16 protein-coding genes are annotated in these 16,689 nt (G+C 71.0%); 12 read left to right on the forward strand and 4 right to left on the reverse strand.

All coding sequences use genetic code 11. The annotated features are described in order from the left end of the window. Positions 1–59 precede the first annotated feature (59 nt). The 3 genes from ACFQQJ_RS09235 to ACFQQJ_RS09245 are packed head-to-tail and all read left to right on the forward strand — an operon-like array spanning position 60 to position 2,910. Complete coding sequence (locus ACFQQJ_RS09235) at positions 60–1,097, forward strand: substrate-binding domain-containing protein (protein ID WP_377105886.1); 1,038 nt, start codon at positions 60–62, stop codon at positions 1,095–1,097. Next, the gene (locus ACFQQJ_RS09240; protein ID WP_377105888.1) at positions 1,064–2,110 is read left to right on the forward strand and encodes an ABC transporter permease; all 1,047 of its coding nucleotides are present in this window, start codon (positions 1,064–1,066) and stop codon (positions 2,108–2,110) included. The genes ACFQQJ_RS09235 and ACFQQJ_RS09240 overlap by 34 nt, the downstream gene beginning before the upstream one ends. After that, positions 2,107–2,910, forward strand: coding sequence for an ATP-binding cassette domain-containing protein (locus tag ACFQQJ_RS09245; protein ID WP_377105890.1), 804 nt, complete (start codon positions 2,107–2,109; stop codon positions 2,908–2,910). Before ACFQQJ_RS09240 ends, ACFQQJ_RS09245 begins: the two co-directional genes overlap by 4 nt. Before the next feature lie 29 nt (positions 2,911–2,939). Here the strand turns inward: ACFQQJ_RS09245 and ACFQQJ_RS09250 are convergent, their stop codons facing one another. Next, positions 2,940–3,473, reverse strand: coding sequence for a GNAT family N-acetyltransferase (locus tag ACFQQJ_RS09250; RefSeq protein ID WP_377105892.1), 534 nt, complete (start codon positions 3,471–3,473; stop codon positions 2,940–2,942). 175 nt (positions 3,474–3,648) lie between these two features. On the opposite strand from ACFQQJ_RS09250, the gene ACFQQJ_RS09255 reads away from it, so the two are divergent. Continuing rightward, positions 3,649–4,542 (forward strand): class I SAM-dependent methyltransferase, encoded by an 894-nt coding sequence (locus ACFQQJ_RS09255; protein WP_377105894.1) that lies wholly within the window; start codon positions 3,649–3,651, stop codon positions 4,540–4,542. Between the two features lie 47 nt (positions 4,543–4,589). Here the strand turns inward: ACFQQJ_RS09255 and ACFQQJ_RS09260 are convergent, their stop codons facing one another. The 3 genes from ACFQQJ_RS09260 to ACFQQJ_RS09270 form a co-directional block, all read right to left on the reverse strand. Further along, on the reverse strand, positions 4,590–5,045 hold the full coding sequence (locus ACFQQJ_RS09260; RefSeq protein WP_377105896.1) for a hypothetical protein: 456 nt from the start codon (positions 5,043–5,045) through the stop codon (positions 4,590–4,592). 217 nt (positions 5,046–5,262) lie between these two features. After that, positions 5,263–6,186, reverse strand: coding sequence for a nitrilase-related carbon-nitrogen hydrolase (locus ACFQQJ_RS09265; protein ID WP_377105898.1), 924 nt, complete (start codon positions 6,184–6,186; stop codon positions 5,263–5,265). Continuing rightward, complete coding sequence (locus ACFQQJ_RS09270) at positions 6,183–7,223, reverse strand: agmatine/peptidylarginine deiminase (protein ID WP_377105900.1); 1,041 nt, start codon at positions 7,221–7,223, stop codon at positions 6,183–6,185. Before ACFQQJ_RS09270 ends, ACFQQJ_RS09265 begins: the two co-directional genes overlap by 4 nt. A 165-nt stretch (positions 7,224–7,388) precedes the next feature. Here ACFQQJ_RS09270 and ACFQQJ_RS09275 point away from each other — a divergent pair, with 165 nt between their 5' ends. From ACFQQJ_RS09275 to ACFQQJ_RS09310, 8 genes are all read left to right on the forward strand, one after another. Beyond that, positions 7,389–8,462: a LacI family DNA-binding transcriptional regulator gene (locus ACFQQJ_RS09275; RefSeq protein ID WP_377105902.1), complete on the forward strand. Its 1,074-nt coding sequence runs from the start codon at positions 7,389–7,391 to the stop codon at positions 8,460–8,462. Between the two features lie 78 nt (positions 8,463–8,540). Next, complete coding sequence (locus ACFQQJ_RS09280) at positions 8,541–10,055, forward strand: sugar ABC transporter ATP-binding protein (protein WP_377105904.1); 1,515 nt, start codon at positions 8,541–8,543, stop codon at positions 10,053–10,055. Then, on the forward strand, positions 10,052–11,077 hold the full coding sequence (locus ACFQQJ_RS09285) for an ABC transporter permease (protein ID WP_377105906.1): 1,026 nt from the start codon (positions 10,052–10,054) through the stop codon (positions 11,075–11,077). Before ACFQQJ_RS09280 ends, ACFQQJ_RS09285 begins: the two co-directional genes overlap by 4 nt. Continuing rightward, positions 11,074–12,117 carry an ABC transporter permease gene (locus ACFQQJ_RS09290; protein ID WP_377105908.1) on the forward strand — a complete coding sequence of 348 codons (1,044 nt, stop codon included), beginning with the start codon at positions 11,074–11,076 and terminating at the stop codon, positions 12,115–12,117. Before ACFQQJ_RS09285 ends, ACFQQJ_RS09290 begins: the two co-directional genes overlap by 4 nt. Before the next feature lie 228 nt (positions 12,118–12,345). Then, positions 12,346–13,248: a rhamnose ABC transporter substrate-binding protein gene (gene rhaS / locus ACFQQJ_RS09295; RefSeq protein ID WP_377105910.1), complete on the forward strand. Its 903-nt coding sequence runs from the start codon at positions 12,346–12,348 to the stop codon at positions 13,246–13,248. A gap of 91 nt (positions 13,249–13,339) precedes the next feature. Then, positions 13,340–14,506, forward strand: coding sequence for an L-rhamnose isomerase (gene rhaI, locus ACFQQJ_RS09300; protein ID WP_377105912.1), 1,167 nt, complete (start codon positions 13,340–13,342; stop codon positions 14,504–14,506). A 231-nt stretch (positions 14,507–14,737) separates the two neighbouring features. Then, positions 14,738–15,076 (forward strand): L-rhamnose mutarotase, encoded by a 339-nt coding sequence (locus tag ACFQQJ_RS09305; RefSeq protein ID WP_377105914.1) that lies wholly within the window; start codon positions 14,738–14,740, stop codon positions 15,074–15,076. Between the two features lie 124 nt (positions 15,077–15,200). After that, complete coding sequence (locus ACFQQJ_RS09310) at positions 15,201–16,688, forward strand: rhamnulokinase family protein (protein WP_377105916.1); 1,488 nt, start codon at positions 15,201–15,203, stop codon at positions 16,686–16,688. The last annotated feature ends 1 nt before the right edge of the window (position 16,689 follow it).

Raw genomic sequence — 16,689 nt, forward strand, 5'->3', positions numbered from 1 at the left:
GGAGGCTGGTGCAAAACCGAGCGAGAACGCACGGGCACTTCACTGGAGAGGTGGAACACATGAGCGGACGCAGGAGCCGCGCTGCGCTGCAGGTGATCGGGGCAGGGGTCACGCTGATGTCCCTGAGCCTGACGGCCTGCGCAACAGGGACGAGCACGCCGGCAGCGAGCGGCGGCGGCAGCGCGCCGTCCGAGAAGATGCTGATCGGCATCGTGGAACAACAGCTGGGTAATCCGTTCTTCGGAGCGATCCAGGACGCCGCGAAGGCGAAGGCCGAAGCGGCCGGTGCCCAGGTCATCACGGCCAACTCGAAGACCGCAGGGGACTCCGAGACGCAGGTGACGGCGATCCAGGACATGATCAACCGGAAGGTGAAGGGGATCGTCGTGGACCCGGCCAACGCGACCGCCCTCGTCCCGGTGATCAAGCAGGCCCGGGACGCGGGCATCCTCGTCATCGCGGTCAACACCGAGACCGATCCGGCCGACGCCGTCGACGCCACCTTCGAGACGGACAACCTCGAGGCCGGCCGGTTGACCGGCGCGTGGGCCAAGGCCGCGCTGGGTGACAAGGCACCCAAGGTGGCGCTGCTTGACTACGATCTGACCGACAAGACGTCCAAGGCCCGTCACGACGGGTTCCTCAAGGGCATGGGGCTCACCGAACAGTCGCCCGAGGTGGTGGCCGAGAAGGAGACCAGTGCCAGCGTCGACGGAGGTCAGGCCGCGATGGAGAACATGCTGCAGGCACACAAGGACATCAACGTCGTGTACTCCATCAACGAGCCGATGGCTCAGGGTGCCTACGCCGCGGCCAAGGCCCAGGGGCTCGAATCGGGCATCCTCTTCACCGGTATCGACGGCAGTTGCTCCGGCGTGCAGGCTGTCAAGGACGGGCAGATCGGCGCCACCGTCGCGCAGTTCCCGACCCTGATGGGCGAGAAGGCCGTGGAGGCCATCCTCCAGTACGCGAAGGACGGCACCAAGCCGAGCGGGATCATCAACTCCGGCACCGTCCTGATCACCGACAAGCCGGCCGCCGGGCTGGACTCGAAGGACACCGCGTGGGGCCTGCAGAACTGCTGGGGCACCAAGTGACCGACGCCCCGGTGGGTGCGAACCTCGACACCGAGGTTCGCCCTACCGGGGTGCACCGGATCCGGGGGTTCCTGGTCGATGCGACGCGCGGGGGCGTCCTCGGCCCGCTCGTCGCCCTCCTGTTCGCGTCGGTGGTCTTCTCCGCGCTCACCGACACGTTCCTGACCCCCAGCAACATCTCGCTGATCCTCACCCAGTCCATCGTGATCGGGATGCTGGCGCTGGGGCAGACGATGATCATCCTCACCAGCGGCATCGACCTCGCCAATGCCGCGATCATGGTCCTCGCCTCGGTGGTCATCGCCAAGGTCGTGAAGGTTTCGGACAACGCGTTTGTGGCCCTCCTCATCGGCCTCGCGGTCGCCCTCGCGCTGTCCGCGATCTCCGGCCTGCTCGTCAGCCAGATGAACCTTCCCCCGTTCATCGTCACTCTCGGCATGCTGACGGTCGTCACCGCTGCGGCACGGCTGTACACCGGTTCCAGCAGCATTCCCGTCCAGAACGACCTGATCGCCTGGCTGGGCACCCCGGTTCCCATCGCCGGTTTCCGCTTCACCATCGGGGTGTTCGTCTGGTTCGCGGCGTACGCCCTTGCCTGGTACGCCCTCACCCAGACCGGGTGGGGCACGCACGTGCTCGCGGTCGGCGACGACCCCGAGGCGGCGCGTCTCGCCGGCATCAAGACCCGGCGCGTCCTGCTCAGCGTCTACCTGGTGGCGGGCCTGTGCTACGCCGCCGCGGCGTGGCAGGCCCTGGGTCGCATCCCGAACGCCGATCCGAGCGGGTATGCCAGCGGGAACCTGGACAGCATCACCGCGGTCGTGATCGGCGGCACCTCCCTCTTCGGCGGGCGGGGTGGCGTCATCGGGACGCTGATCGGGACGCTGATCGTCACGGTGCTCCGCAACGGCCTCACCCAGGCCGGGATCGACTCCCTCTACCAGGACATCGCGACCGGCGTCCTCGTCGTCGCGGCCGTCCTGATCGACCAGATCACAAGGCGGGCCCGATGAGTGCACCAGTCCTGGCCGCGCACCGGCTCTTCAAGCACTTCGGGGCGGTCACCGCCCTCGACGGCGCCGACTTCGAGGTCCGCGAGGGCGAGGTGATGGCCGTGGTCGGCGACAACGGAGCAGGCAAGTCGACACTCATCAAGGCCCTCACCGGAGCACTCGTCCCGGATTCGGGCCAGATCCTCCTCGACGGGGAGCGCGTGCGCTTCCACTCACCCATCGACGCTCGCCGGCACGGCATCGAGACCGTCTACCAGACCCTTGCGGTCGCCCCGGCGCTGGACATCAGCGCCAACATGTTCCTCGGTCGCGAACAGCGACGCCCGGGCGTGCTCGGCTCGTTCTTCCGGCTGCTCGACAAGCCCGCGATGCGCACGCGCGCCGCGGCGACCCTCCGCGAGCTCGGGATCACCACCGCGAGGTCAGTGCGCCAGCAGGTCGAGACCCTCTCCGGTGGCCAGCGGCAGGCCGTGGCTGTCGCCAGGGCGGCCGCCTGGGGCAGCAAGGTCGTCGTGCTCGACGAGCCGACGGCGGCCCTGGGTGTGCGTGAGGCGGGCCAGGTCCTCGAGTTGGTCCGCCGCATCAGGGACCGTGGAGTGGCCGTGATCCTGATCAGCCACAACATGCCCCAGGTCTTCGAGGTCGCCGACCGGATCCACATCCACCGGCTCGGTCAGCGCGTCGCGCTGGTCAGGCCCACCGACGTCAGCATGACGGACGTCGTCGCGATCATGACCGGTGCAAGGGCCGGCAACGAAGGCCTCGCCGATGCGGACCTTCCGCACGGCGACGGGACCTGACCCGTCGTCACGCGCCCGATCCCACGCCGTCAGCGAGGCAGGTCGGCACAGAAGAGCTGACCGGAGGCGGTGAACGCCACCCCCGGCACATCGACGTCGCTCGCGACGAGCCGGAAGCCGAACCCGGTGTGCAGGTCGATCGAGGCCCGGTTGGCGCTGCTCACGAAGTACCAGGCACGGTCCGTCCGCTCCCCGAGCCAGGCCAGCCGGACCCTGGTCAGCTCCCGTCCGACGCCGTGTCGCCGGCACCCGGGATCGACCACGAGCCCGAGGAGGAACCACCCGTCGGGAATCGTCGAGCCGGGTGAGAGCGCGCTCGACGAGAACCACCCGGCCGTGGCGTAACCGGCCACCCCACCGTCGACCACGGCCACGAATGTCCTGCGGTCGGCGCTGTGCAGGCTGCGCTCGAAGGAGGCCCACCGGGCCGCCGGCTCCCCGCCATCGCGCTGGACGGCCAGGACGACGCACGCCTCGACGTCCCCTTCGGCCAGCTCCCGCACGACCACCGGGAGACGCGCGCCGCGGTCGTCGGGACGGTAGTCGGCGAACAGCGAGGCCATCGGCCCAGCGTAGATCGGGACGGTCCCGCCCGGGCGGCCGAGCCGCCAGGAGTACCCGCAGGACGCCGAGGGCGACACCCCCGCACCCCGCCGGGGTGTCGACCGCTGCACCGCCTCGTCCTGACCGTTCCGGCCGGCCGGCACGCGGGCGCGCGGGCCGGTGTTTGATTGACCCATGGCGCGGTCCCGAGGGGTGAGTCGGACGGCGAGCGGCGCCGCCCTGTGCCGGCTCGTCGAGCAGCAGCAGCCGCCCGGCCTGCGCCAGGTCGACGATCCGGTGGTGGCGACGGTCCTCGACCCGATCCTCGTGATGGTGTCGGGCGTCGAGGCGATGCAGCGCGCGTTCATCGACTCGCTGCCCGCGGGCACCCGCGGGGGCGTGGTGATGCGGACCCGCTACATCGATGACGTCGTCACCGCCTGGGCGGAGAGCGGGCGGACGCAGGTGGTGATCCTGGGTGCCGGGCTGGACACCCGCGCCCACCGGCTCTCCTGCCTCGCCCGGTGCACGGTCTTCGAGGCGGACCTCCCCGAGATCCAGCGGGAGAAGCGGAGCAGGTTGCGCGCCGTGCCGGCCCGCGCGGGGGAGGTGCGCTACGTCGGCATCGACTTCGAGACGCAGCCACTCCCGGACGCGCTCGCCGCGGCGGGGTTCGATGCCGGTCTGCCGGCGCTGTTCGTCTGGGAGGGAGTCACCCAGTACCTCAGCGAACCCGCGGTGCGCTCGACCATGGCCTTCGTCGCCGGATGCGCCCCGGGCAGCATGCTGGTGTTCACCTACGTCCTTCCGTCCCTTGTCGGGGACGGCGCGTACCAGGGCTGGTCGGACCCGTTCACCCAGCAGCTCGCCGCCACGGAGGGGTGGATCTTCGGGATCGAGCCCACCGACCTCGAGTCCTTCCTCACCACGTCCGGCCTGGCGCTCATCGACCACGTGGGCGTGCCGGAGTACCGGGCCCGCTACCTCGATCCGGCGGGGCGGCGACTTGAGGTGAACCCCGGCGAGCGCGTCGCGCTGGCCGGCGTCCGGGCGGAGCGGCACCCGCCGTCCGGCGACGCCCCGTCCTGACGCATCGGCCGTTCAGCGGGCCCACTCCTGACCGTGGCCCGGTTCGTTCACTCCCCGAGGTCCCCGACGAGCGGGGCGCCGTGGAGGGCCACCGTCCGCTGCGCGGCGGCGAGGGCCACGTCGAAGCCGACGTCGGGGTTCTTCACCAGCCTCTCGGTGGCCACCGCGTGCGCGCGGGCCCTCGTGCTGCCGTGGGCCTTGCCCCGCTCGATCACCGGGGTGGCCGCGGCCCCGAGCGCCGCGAGCGCGCGGCTCAGGCTGCGCTGGGTGGCGTGGTCGCCGCGACCGAACTGGGTCGCGAGCACCTCGGCCAGCGCCGCCGCCTCGTGCGCCGGCACGAGGGCCGCAGCAGCGCGCCACGCCGTCCGGGCCACGTCGTCCTCGGCATCGAGCAGCAGCTCCGTGGTGATCGCGGGCCACCCGCGCGGGTCGCCGAGCTTGGACAGCGTGTGCAGCCCCTGCGCCCGGGCCTGCGGGAAGGGCGAACGCAGCTCCGGCAGCACCCGCTCCAGCGTGCGCGTCCGGTCGTGCTGGATGAGCGCCCAAAGCCAGCCGCAGCCTCTCGACGATCACTCCGACACCGTCCTGGGTCATCTCAACCACCTCCGGGATCCAGTGGAAACCTTGCCGCAGGGTGAAGGTCAAGGAAACGCCGGCTCGGGTGTGACGTTTGCCACCGAACACGGGGGAGAACGTCACGTGCTGAGCGCGAGCGGCGACTCAGGTGAGGCCGCCGTAGGTGTCCGGACGCCGCGTGACCAGGAACGGGAACAGCGTGAGCCAGTCGTCGCGCTGGGCCAGGTCGAGGGACGCCACCAGCGCGGCGTCGCCGTCGCGGGGGGCCTGCACCAGCACCCGTCCGTACGGGTCACAGATGAAGGACGAGCCGTAGAAGCGCACCAGGCCCTCGTCGCCCCAGCGGTTGGGCACGACCATGAAGAGCCCGTTGGCGATCCCGTTGCCGACGATGACCTGGCGCCACAGCGGCTCCGTGTCGAAGCCGGGGTGGTCCGGCTCTGAGCCGATCGCGGTGGGGTAGGCGAGCACCTCCGCGCCGGCGAGGCTGTAGGCGCGGGCGACCTCGGGGAACCACTCGTCCCAGCAGGTCGGCAGCCCGATGCGGGGACGCGCCGGGACCGGGAGCGCGGTCACCGGGTACGGGTCGTCGGCGGGCCCGGGCCGGAAGTACCGGTCCTCGTGGTAGCCGGCGGTGACCGGGATGTGCAGCTTGCGCGTGCGGGCCAGGATCCCTCCGTCCGGGCCCACCAGGATCGCGGTGTTGAAGCCCAGCCCGTCGGGGCCGTCCGCGCGCTCGTAGAGCGAGGCATGCACCCAGATCCCGTGCTCCCGGGCCGCCGTCGCGGCAAGGGTGGCCGTCGGGCCGGTCGCGAGGTCCTCCGCCAGGTCGGCGGGGCGGCCGGTGGGCAGGGTGTCCGCCGGGTAGCGCGACAGCGTCAGCTCCGGCAGGAACACGACCTCGGCGCCCGCCGCGGCGGCCGAGGCGATCCCGTCGGCCAGCACCGCGGCGTGCTCGGCCGGGTCCGCGTGCCAACGCGTCTGCACCAGTCCCACCACGAGCGGCGGACGGTCGCCCGTCCGCACGCGGGCGGGGGAGTCCAGCACGTCGGCGACCAGCGTTCTCATCGGACCTCCTGTGGCGCCGGCCGGGCCGGCTGCTGCTGGGTGATGCAGTGGATACCCCCGCCGCGGGCGAAGAGCGGACGCGCGTCGACCGCCACCACCTCGCGTCCTGGGTATGCCCCGGCGAGGATCTCCCGCGCGGGGGCGTCGGCGGGGTCGTCGAAGGCGCAGGCCACCACCACGCCGTTGGCGACGTAGTGGTTGACGTAGCTGTGGTCGACGAAGCCCTCGGCATCGGTCAGGCCGCGGGGCGCGGGCAGTTCCGTCACCCGCAGCGACCGTCCGTCGGCGTCCGTGGCGGCCCGGAGCAGCCCGACGAGCTCCTCGGTCACCGGGTGGTCGGGATGCGCCGGATCGTGCTGGACGTGCACCAGCACCTCGCCGGGGCCGGTGAACGTCGCGACCAGGTCGACGTGGCCGCGGGTGCCGAACTCCCGGCTGTCCCGGGTCAGCCCACGGGGGAGCCAGATCACGCGCCGCGCGCCGACCGTCCGCGCCAGTTCGGCCTCGACCGCGGCCTCGTCCCAGCCCGGGTTGCGGCCCGGGTCGAGCTGGACGGTCCGCGTGACGAGGACCGTGCCGTGGCCGTCGGTGTGGACGCCGCCGCCCTCGTTCACCAGCGGGGAGGAGACCGGCTCGGCGCCGCTGGCGGCGATCGCCACCCGGGCCGCCTGCGCGTCCAGCTCCCAGCGCGCCCACGCCTGGGCGCCCCAGCCGTTGAAGACCCAGTCGACGGCTCCCAGGCGTCCCGCCTCGTCGAGCACGAAGGTCGGGCCGGTGTCGCGGTACCAGGCGTCGTCCAGCGGGTGCACGTGCACCTCGACCGACGCCGACAGCAGCCGGCGCGCGTCGGCGACCGCCGACGGCGGCACCACCATCGAGACCGGCTCATGGTCGACCACGGCGTTGGCGACGGCCGCCCAGGTGGTCCGGGCGAGCTCGGCCTCGAACGCGGTGTCGCCGAGGGTGTAGCCGCCGGAGGGCCACGCCATCCAGGTGCGCTCGTGCGGCTCGGTCTCTGCCGGCATCCGCCAGGTCATGGGCACAGCGTTCCAGACGTCACGGCGCGACGCACCCGGCGGCCGGCGGCGGTGAACAGCGGACGGCGTGCCGCCCGCGCCGGAAGGCGCCGGGTGGTCGTGACGCGCCTCGTGTGTCACACCCGTGAATGATCCGTTTCAATGAACCGATTTTGTGATCTAATCGTGACCAATCGCCAGATCGGAGTGTCCATGACGCCCAGGAGTTCGGTGAGCATGCGCGACGTCGCCATGCTCGCGAGGGTCTCCGTCGGCACGGTGTCCAACGTGCTGAATTCGCCCGACCGTGTGTCCGACGCCACCCGCCAGCGCGTCGAGGAGGCGATCGCGAAGCTCGGCTGGGTACCCAACGAGTCGGCCAGGCAGCTGCGCGCCGGCCGCAGCCGATCCATCGGCATGGTGGTCATGGACCTGTCCAACCCCTTCTTCGCCGACGTGATCCGCGGCGCGGAGCGGCTGCTCTACGACGAGCAGTACTCGGTGCAGGTGGGCAACAGCGACTCCGACCTGTCCCGCGAGCTCACGCTGCTGGAGCGGTTCGAGCAGCAGCGCATCGGCGGCGTCCTGTTCGCCCCGATCGAGGACCGCGCCGAGCGTGTGCTCAAGCTGCGCCGCCGGGGCATCCCCGTGGTGATCGTCGACCGAGCAGGCACCGGCACCGACTACTGCTCGGTGGGCGTGGACGACCTCGTCGGCGGCCGCCTCGCCGCCGAGCACCTGCTCGACCAGGGCCACCACCGCCTGGCGTTCGTCGGCGGCCCGAGCACTCTCGCCCAGGTCAGGGACCGCCGCCGCGGCGCGGAACTGGCCGTCGACCAGGCGGGGGAGGGGACGTCCCTGCTGGTGGTCAGCACCCCGACCACGAGTCTCGAGGCGGGCGTCAGCAGCGCGGGGGAGATCGCCGCGCTGCCCGAGGCCGAGCGCCCCACCGCCGTCTTCGCGGCCAACGACCTGATCGCGATCGGCCTGCTCCAGGGGTTCACCACCGCGGGCCTGCGCGTGCCGGACGACATGGCCATCATCGGCTACGACGACATCGCCTTCGCCGCGGCGGCCGCCGTCCCGCTGTCCTCGATCCGGCAGCCGCGGGAGGACATCGGCCGCAAGTCCGCTGAATTGCTCCTCGCCGAGATGGAGGCGGCGGACGCCGGCCTGCCGCACGTCCACGAGACGATCCGCTTCGTCCCGCAGCTGGTCGCGCGCCGCTCGACACACCGCCGCAAGCCCCGGAAGGGTTGACACCGGGCCTCCTCTTCCGTAGGGTCATGAATCGTTCTTATGGAACGTTTCAACGCATCGGCCAATGGAGGCAGCTCGGTGGACAACAGCCAGGCAGCACCGGTTCTCGAGCTCAAGGGCGTGTCGAAGAGCTTCGGGGCGGTGGTCGCGTTGCGCAACGCCGACCTGGCCCTGCGGGCCGGCTCGATACACGCCGTCGTCGGTGAGAACGGCGCCGGGAAGTCCACCCTGGTCAAGATCATGGCCGGGCTCTACCAGCGCGACACCGGCACCTTCGAGATGGACGGCGCGCCGGTGCACTTCCGCACCACGGCCGAGGCCAAGGACGCCGGCGTCGCGGTGATCTACCAGGAGCCGACCCTCTTCCCCGACCTGTCGGTGACCGAGAACGTGTTCATGGGGCGCCAGCCGGTGAGCCGCTTCGGCCGCATCGACAAGGCGGCGATGCGCGCGGAGGTCGTCGGCCTGATGGAGCGGCTCGGCGTCCGCATCGACCCCGACCGTCCCTGCGAGGGCCTGTCGATCGCCGACCAGCAGATCATCGAGATCGCGAAGGCCATCTCCCTGGACGCCCGCGTGCTGATCATGGACGAGCCCACCGCGGCCCTGTCCGGTGTCGAGGTCGACCGGCTGTTCGCTGTCGCCCGCAGCCTGCGCGACGAGGGCCGGGCGCTGATGTTCATCTCGCACCGCTTCGACGAGGTCTTCAGCCTGTGCGACACCGTCACCGTGATGCGGGACGGCACCTACATCTCCACCGACGCGATCGCCGACACCTCGGTGGCAGAGATCGTGCGCCGGATGGTCGGACGCGATGTCAACGAGCTCTTCCCCAAGCAGGCGGCCGAGATCGGGCGTCCGCTGCTCGAGGTGACCGGGCTCACCGAGCCCGGCGTGTTCTCCGACATCAGCTTCACCGTCCGCTCCGGCGAGATCGTCGCCCTCGCCGGCCTCGTCGGCGCGGGACGCAGCGAGGTGGCCCGCGCGGTCTTCGGCGTCGACCCCTACACCGCCGGCTCAGTGGTCGTGGACGGCAAGCCGCTGCCCCGCCGCAAGCCCAGCGCGGCCATGAAGCAGGGCATCGCGCTCGTGCCGGAGGACCGGCGCAAGCAGGGCCTGGTCATCGACGCCACCGTCGCCAGCAACATCACCGACGCGATCCGTCCCACGCTCACCACCTTCGGCCTGGTGACCGCGCGGCGCGAGAACGCGGAGGCCCAGATCTGGGCGCGCAAGCTCGAGGTGAAGACCGCGGCCCTGGACGCCGTGGCCGGCACCCTCTCGGGCGGCAACCAGCAGAAGGTGGTGCTGGCCAAGTGGCTGGCGGCGAACCCCAAGGTGCTGATCATCGACGAGCCCACACGCGGCATCGACGTCGGCACGAAGTCCGAGGTCCACCGGATGATGTCGGAGCTCGCCGGCATGGGCCTGGCGATCCTGATGATCTCGTCCGAGCTGCCCGAGGTGCTGGGCATGGCCGACCGCGTCCTCGTGATGCACGAGGGCCGGATCACCGCAGACATCCCGCGAGCAGAGGCGACTCCCGAGTCGGTCATGTTCGCCGCCACCCACGACAAGGAGGACGTCGCGTGACGACCGTGGCCGCCCCGCCCGCCCCCGGAGTGCTCAGCCGGCTCGGCTCCCTGGCGCGCTCCCGCGAGACCGGCATCTTCCTGGCCTTCGCCCTTGTCGTCGCGGCGACCACCGTGAAGAACCCGCAGTTCCTCTTCAGCGGTGACGGCTGGCGCGACCTGCTGCTCACCCCGGCCATCGTGGCCGTGGTCGCGATCGGCCAGGCCGTGGTGATCATCACCCGCAGCGTCGACCTGTCCGTCGGCTCGATCGTCGGCCTGACCGCGTACCTCGTGGGCAGCCTGTTCGTCGCCGTCCCCGGGTTCCCGATCCCGCTGGTCTTCCTCGTCGGCATCGCCTTCGGCAGCCTGCTCGGCCTCGTCAACGGCGCGCTGGTGGCGTTCGGACGCGTGCCGGCGATGGTGATCACCCTCGGCACCCTCTACGCCTACCGCGGCATCAACGTGGTGTGGACCGGCAGCAACCGGATCAACGCCTCCGACATGCCGCGCGACTTCCTCGCCCTCGGCACCCAGCAGGTGCTGACCATCCCGGTGATCACGATCCTCGCCGTGGCGATCCTGGCGATGGTCGGCTGGTACATGGCGAACACCCGTGGCGGACGCGAGTTCTACGCGATCGGCTCCGACCCCGACGCCGCAGAGCTGTACGGCCTGGCCAAGACCAAGCGCGTGCTCATCGCCTTCGTCGCCAGCGGCGCCGCGTCCGGGCTCGGTGGCGTGCTCTTCGCCGCCCGCTACGGCACCATCAACTCCCAGGTCGGCGACGGCTTCGAGCTCCAGGCGATCGGCGCGGCCGTCATCGGCGGCGTGGCCATCGTCGGCGGCAGCGGCACCGTGCTGGGTGCCGTCTTCGGCGCCTACCTGCTGCTCACGATCAACCGCGCCCTCCCCGTCCTCGGCATCCCCGACTTCTGGCAGCGCGCCGTGGTGGGTGCCCTGATCATCGGCGCGATCATCCTCGACCGCGTGCTGGCGAACCGGCAGGCCAAACGACTGATGGAAGACAGGAGCGCAGCATGACCACGCTCACCACCGGCAGTCCGGACACCCGCACGTACGCCGAGTTCGGCCGTCCCCTGTGGCGCCGGGCCCTGTTCAACCGCGAGATGGCGATCATCGCGCTGCTCCTCGCCGTCGTCGTGGCCGCGTCCGTCATGGTGCCGAAGTTCGCCACCCCGGTGACGCTGGGCTACCTGCTCTTCGACGTCACCCCGATCCTGCTGATCGCGCTGGCGATGGCCCCGGTGATGATCACCGGCGACATCGACCTGTCCGTCGGCTCGATGGTCGGCCTGAGCAGCGTCACGCTGGGGCTCGGCACCCAGATGGGCCTGTCCGTCCCCGTGGCCGGCCTGATCGCCCTGCTCGTCGGAGCGCTCGGCGGCCTGGTCAACGGCCTCCTCGTCACCCGGATCGGCCTGCCTGCGCTGGCGGTGACGATCGGTACGCTCGCGCTCTACCGCGGGATCGCTGTCGGGCTGCTCGGCACGACAGCCATCACCCAGTTCGACCGCTGGTGGACGACGCTGGTCAAGTCGAAGATCGGCGGCAGCGGGATCCCGACGGTGATGATCGTCTTCGTCCTGCTGCTCGCCGCGTTCGCGATCATGCTGCACTTCACCCCGTTCGGCCGCGGTGTGTTCTCGATCGGGCTGAGCAAGGACGCCGCCGTGTTTTCCGGCGTGGACGCCGAGCGCACCCGGCTGGTGCTGTTCGTGCTGTCGGGGCTGATGGCCGCGCTCGCCGGCATCTACTACGCGCTCTACTACAACTCCGCGCGCGGCGACAACGCCACCGGCATGGAACTCCAGGTGATCGCAGCGGTCGTGCTCGGCGGGGTGTCGGTGTTCGGCGGACGCGGTGCCCTGCACGGCGTCGTCGCCGGCGTCCTGCTGATCGGCGTGCTGTCCAAGGCGCTGCAACTGGTGAACATCACGTCCGACGTGGTGAGCATCATCACCGGCGTCCTGCTGGTGCTGTCGGTGATCGCCGGCAGCGTCCTGTCCTGGATCCAGGCGAAACGCCTCCGTCCGGCCGCTCCACCCGCAAAGACCTCCTGAAGGAACCGGGGCTTGCCCCAATCAACCGTCTGGCCCAACGTCGGGCCCGACCAAACGAAAGGATCACCCATGATGCTCGGTAAGTCCCGTGTGGGTCTCCGTGCAATGGCGGCGCTGGCGGCCTCAAGCCTCCTGCTTGCTGCCGGTTGTTCGTCGGGTGGCGCTGCCAGCCCGGCCGCCTCCGGCTCCGCCCCGGCGTCCTCGGCCCCGGCCGCGGCGAATCTGACCATGACCTTCCTGCCGAAGAACCTGGGCAACCCGTACTTCGACACCTCGTTCAAGGGCGTCCAGGCGGCGGTGCAGGCCGTCGGCGGCACCGTGACCCAGGTGGGCCCGGCCAAGGGCGACGACCCGGCCGGCCAGGTCTCCTACATCAACACCGCCACCCAGCAGCAGGTGGGCGCGCTGATCGTGTCGGCCAACGACAAGTCGGCCATCTGCGACGCGCTGACGGAGGCCAAGACCGCCGGGGTGAAGGTCGTCACCTTCGACTCCGACACCAACCCCGAGTGCCGCGACCTGTTCATCAACCAGGCGACCGCCGAGGGCATCGCCAAGGTGCAGGTCGACATCATCACCTCCGAGATCGGTGACTCCGGCGAGATCGCGATCCTGTCGGCCGCGGCCAACGCGACCAACCAGAACGCCTGGATCGACATGATGAAGAAGGAGCTCGCCGCGAGCCACCCGAACGTCAAGCTCGTCGACGTGGTGTACGGCAACGACGACGACCAGACCTCGTTCGACAAGACCGCCGGCCTGCTGCAGTCCCACCCGAACCTGAAGGGCATCGTGTCCCCGACCACGGTCGGCATCGCCGCCGCGGCCCGCTACCTGTCCACCTCGAAGGCCAAGGGCAAGGTCATGCTGACCGGCCTGGGCACCCCGAACCAGATGCGCGAGTACGTCAAGGACGGCACCGTCACCGAGTTCGCGCTGTGGAACCCCGAGGAGCTGGGCGCGCTCGCCGCCTACGCCGCCGCGGCCATGGTCAAGGGCGAGATCACCGGCAAGGAGGGCGAGACCTTCAAGGCCGGCGACAAGGAGTACACGATCGGCGCTGACGCCACCGTCCTGCTCGGCGAGCCCTACAAGTTCAACAAGGACAACATCGACAACTTCAACTTCTGAGTTGTCCGTGGTGCCCGGCCGGACACCGGCCGGGCACCACACCCCCACCCCTCGACCCCCATCGACGCGCGCACGCAGAGAAGAACCCGAGATGACTGATTTCGCCTCCATCACTGACCAGTTGGCCCTCCAGGCCATCGAGCTGCCCTCGTGGGCGTTCGGGAACTCGGGGACCCGCTTCAAGGTGTTCGGCACGCCGGGCACCCCCCGCACCGTGCAGGAGAAGCTGGCGGACGCCGCGCAGGTGCACGCCTTCACCGGCCTGGCGCCCACCGTCGCCCTGCACATCCCGTGGGACAAGGTGGACGACTACGCAGCGCTCGCCGCCTACGCCCGTGACCTTGGCGTGGCCCTGGGCACGATCAACTCGAACACGTTCCAGGACGACGCGTACAAGTTCGGCTCGCTGACCCACCTCGACCCGGCCGTCCGTCGCAAGGCGATCGACCACCACCTCGAGTGCATCGACATCATGGACGCCACGGGCAGCCGCGACCTGAAGATCTGGCTCGCCGACGGCTCCAACTACCCCGGCCAGGCCGACCTCCGCGGACGCCAGGACCGCCTCGCCGAGTCGCTCCAGGTGATCTACGACCGGCTCGGCCCTGACCAGCGCCTCGTGCTGGAGTACAAGTTCTTCGAGCCGGCGTTCTACCACACCGACGTGTGCGACTGGGGCACCTCGTACGCCCAGGTGGCCGCGCTCGGCCCGAAGGCGATGGTCTGCCTCGACACCGGCCACCACGCTCCGGGTACCAACATCGAGTTCATCGTCATGCAGCTGCTGCGGCTGGGCAAGCTCGGCAGCTTCGACTTCAACTCCCGCTTCTACGCCGACGACGACCTCATCGTCGGGGCTGCCGACCCGTTCCAGCTGTTCCGGATCCTGTACGAGGTCGTCCGCGGCGGTGGCTACGGCCCCGACTCCGGGGTGGCCTTCATGCTCGACCAGTGCCACAACGTCGAGGACAAGGTCCCCGGCCAGATCCGCTCGGTGCTGAACGTGCAGGAGATGACGGCCAAGGCCATGCTCGTCGACACCGACGCCCTCGCGGCGGCGCAGGAGGCCGGCGACGTCCTCGGCGCGAACGGCGTCTTCATGGACGCCTTCTACACCGACGTCCGCGCCGACCTGGCTGACTGGCGGGAGTCCCGGGGGCTGCCCGCGGACCCGATGGCCGCCTTCGCCGCCACCGGCTACCTCGGCCGCATCGCCGCCGAGCGCGTCGGCGGCACCCAGGCCGGCTGGGGCGCCTGACCCGCGTCCGCCCGCGACCCCCGCACCCCACGCGACCGCGCAACCCACGCAACCCACGCAACCCGGCAACCCGCGCAACCGCGCGACCGCGCGACCCACGCAACCGCGCGACCCAACCGCGCGACCCACGCAACCCGGCGAGGGCCAGCGTTGTCGCCGAGGGCCAGCCCACAGGGGCTGGCCCTCGGCGCTAAGGCTGGCCCTCGACGCTCCGGAGAGGAGAGAGCACCCATGGCGAGGTACTGCTTGTTGGGCCATGTCGACCCGAGCCGGCTCGAGGAGTACAAGGCGCGGCACGCCGCTGTCTGGCCGGACCTCCTGGTCGCGCTGAGGGACGCCGGCTGGCGCAACTACTCGCTGTTCCTGCGTCCCGACGGCCTGCTGATCGGCTACTGCGAGGCCGACGACCTCGACGCGGCGCAGCAGGCTGTGGGCGCCACGGAGGTCAACGCGAGGTGGCAGGCGGAGATGTCTCGCATGTTCGCGTCCGAGGGTGCACCGGACGAGGCGTGGGAGCGGGTCGAGGAGGTCTTCAACCTCGAGGACCAGCTGCGTGCGGCCGGTCGCTGAGTCGCCTCGCCGCTAGGCTCTTCCTTGACAACGGCGATCGCCGTCCGTATGATGTGAAACGATTCAATCAGTCGCAAGGAAGCGCCATGATCCTCCCCGTCAGCCCGTGCCCCGGAGCGTCCCGATGACCGCCCGGTACTTCGCCGCCGCCGACCTCGGCGCCTCCAGCGGACGCGTCATCCTCGGGCGCCTCGAGGACGGCCGCTTCACCCTCAGCGAGACCACGAGGTTCCCCAACGGGCCGGTCGACGGCGCGGACGGGAGCATCCACACCGACGCCGCCGGCCTCTTCGCCCATGTGCGTGAGGGCATCGAGAAGGCGATCGAGGCCAGCGGGGGAGCGCTGGAGTCCGTCGGCGTGGACACCTGGGGTGTCGACTACGGGCGTCTGGGCGCGGACGGCGAGCTGCTGGAGAGCCCGTTCCACTACCGCGACGACCGGACGAACGGCGTCCCCGAGCTGGTCTTCGCCTCGCTCCCGGCCGAGCAGCTGTACGCCACGGCGGGCCTGCAGGTGATGCCGTTCAACACGATCTTCCAGCTCGTCGCCGGGCGCGACGACGACTGGAGCCGCGTCTCGACGGTGCTGCTGACCCCCGACCTGATGTCGTACTGGCTGTGCGGACGAGCGGTCGCGGAGATGACCATCGCCTCCACCACCGGGCTGCTGGACGTGGCCGCGCGCACCTGGTCGGCGTCCACCTGCGATCACCTCGCGAGCGCCTACGGGCTGCCCGTGCCGCGCGTCCTGCCCGAACTCGTCGAGCCGGGGACGGTGCTGGGCGCCACCACCGACGGGCTGTTCAGCCGGCCGGTCCGTGTCGTCGCGGTCGGCGGCCACGACACCGCCTCCGCGGTGGCGTCGATCCCGGCCGGCAGCGCCGACTTCGCCTTCGTCTCCTCGGGCACCTGGTCGCTGGTCGGGCTCGAGCTCGACGAGCCGGTGCTGACCGCTGCCAGCCGCGAGGCCGACTTCACCAACGAGCTCGGGATCGACGGCACCGTCCGCTACCTCAAGAACGTCATGGGGCTGTGGGTGCTGAGCGAGAGCATCCGCACCTGGAAGGCCGCCGGACGCGACGTCGACCTCGTCCCGCTGCTCGAGGCGGCGGCCGCCCTGCCCGGCCTGGCCTGCGTCCTCGACATGACCGACGAGCGGCTGCTGCCGCCCGGCGACATGCCCGCGCGCCTGCGGGAGATGGCCGCGGAGACCGGCCAGGAACTGCCCGACGACCCGGCAGCGACCTGCCGCTGCATCCTCGACTCCCTCGCCCTGGCGTACCGGCGCACGATCGAGCGCGCCTGCCGGCTGGCGGGACGCGAGGTGTCGGTGGTGCACATCGTGGGTGGCGGGTGCCAGAACACGCTGCTGTGCCAGCTCACCGCCGAGGCGACCGGCCTGCCGGTGGTGGCCGGCCCTTCCGAGGGCACGGCGCTGGGCAACCTGCTCGTCCAGGCTCGCGCCTGCGGCGCCATCGAGGGCGACCGGATGGCTCTGCGCCAGGTCGCGATCGCCTCCTCCGACCTCATCACCTACACCCCCGGCGTCCTGCCGTTCGGGCCCGAGCAGTGGGCCGCGGCCGAGCGGCGGGCCTACCCAGGAAGGGCCTGAC

Origin of the sequence: Propionicimonas sp. T2.31MG-18 (genome assembly GCF_964266745.1) — a bacterium.
In the GTDB taxonomy this organism is placed as follows: domain Bacteria; phylum Actinomycetota; class Actinomycetes; order Propionibacteriales; family Propionibacteriaceae; genus Propionicimonas.

Excerpts from the sequence above, each read along its gene's own strand:
- ACFQQJ_RS09290 (WP_377105908.1), top strand. The coding sequence starts at position 11,074 with ATGACCACGCTCACCACCGGCAGTCCGGACACCCGCACGTACGCCGAG.
- ACFQQJ_RS09235 (WP_377105886.1), top strand. The coding sequence starts at position 60 with ATGAGCGGACGCAGGAGCCGCGCTGCGCTGCAGGTGATCGGGGCAGGG.
- rhaS (WP_377105910.1), top strand. The coding sequence starts at position 12,346 with ATGACCTTCCTGCCGAAGAACCTGGGCAACCCGTACTTCGACACCTCG.
- ACFQQJ_RS09310 (WP_377105916.1), top strand. The coding sequence starts at position 15,201 with ATGACCGCCCGGTACTTCGCCGCCGCCGACCTCGGCGCCTCCAGCGGA.
- ACFQQJ_RS09305 (WP_377105914.1), top strand. The coding sequence starts at position 14,738 with ATGGCGAGGTACTGCTTGTTGGGCCATGTCGACCCGAGCCGGCTCGAG.
- ACFQQJ_RS09255 (WP_377105894.1), top strand. The coding sequence starts at position 3,649 with ATGGCGCGGTCCCGAGGGGTGAGTCGGACGGCGAGCGGCGCCGCCCTG.
- rhaI (WP_377105912.1), top strand. The coding sequence starts at position 13,340 with ATGACTGATTTCGCCTCCATCACTGACCAGTTGGCCCTCCAGGCCATC.
- ACFQQJ_RS09245 (WP_377105890.1), top strand. The coding sequence starts at position 2,107 with ATGAGTGCACCAGTCCTGGCCGCGCACCGGCTCTTCAAGCACTTCGGG.
- ACFQQJ_RS09265 (WP_377105898.1), bottom strand. The coding sequence starts at position 6,186 with ATGAGAACGCTGGTCGCCGACGTGCTGGACTCCCCCGCCCGCGTGCGG.
- ACFQQJ_RS09250 (WP_377105892.1), bottom strand. The coding sequence starts at position 3,473 with ATGGCCTCGCTGTTCGCCGACTACCGTCCCGACGACCGCGGCGCGCGT.
- ACFQQJ_RS09270 (WP_377105900.1), bottom strand. The coding sequence starts at position 7,223 with ATGACCTGGCGGATGCCGGCAGAGACCGAGCCGCACGAGCGCACCTGG.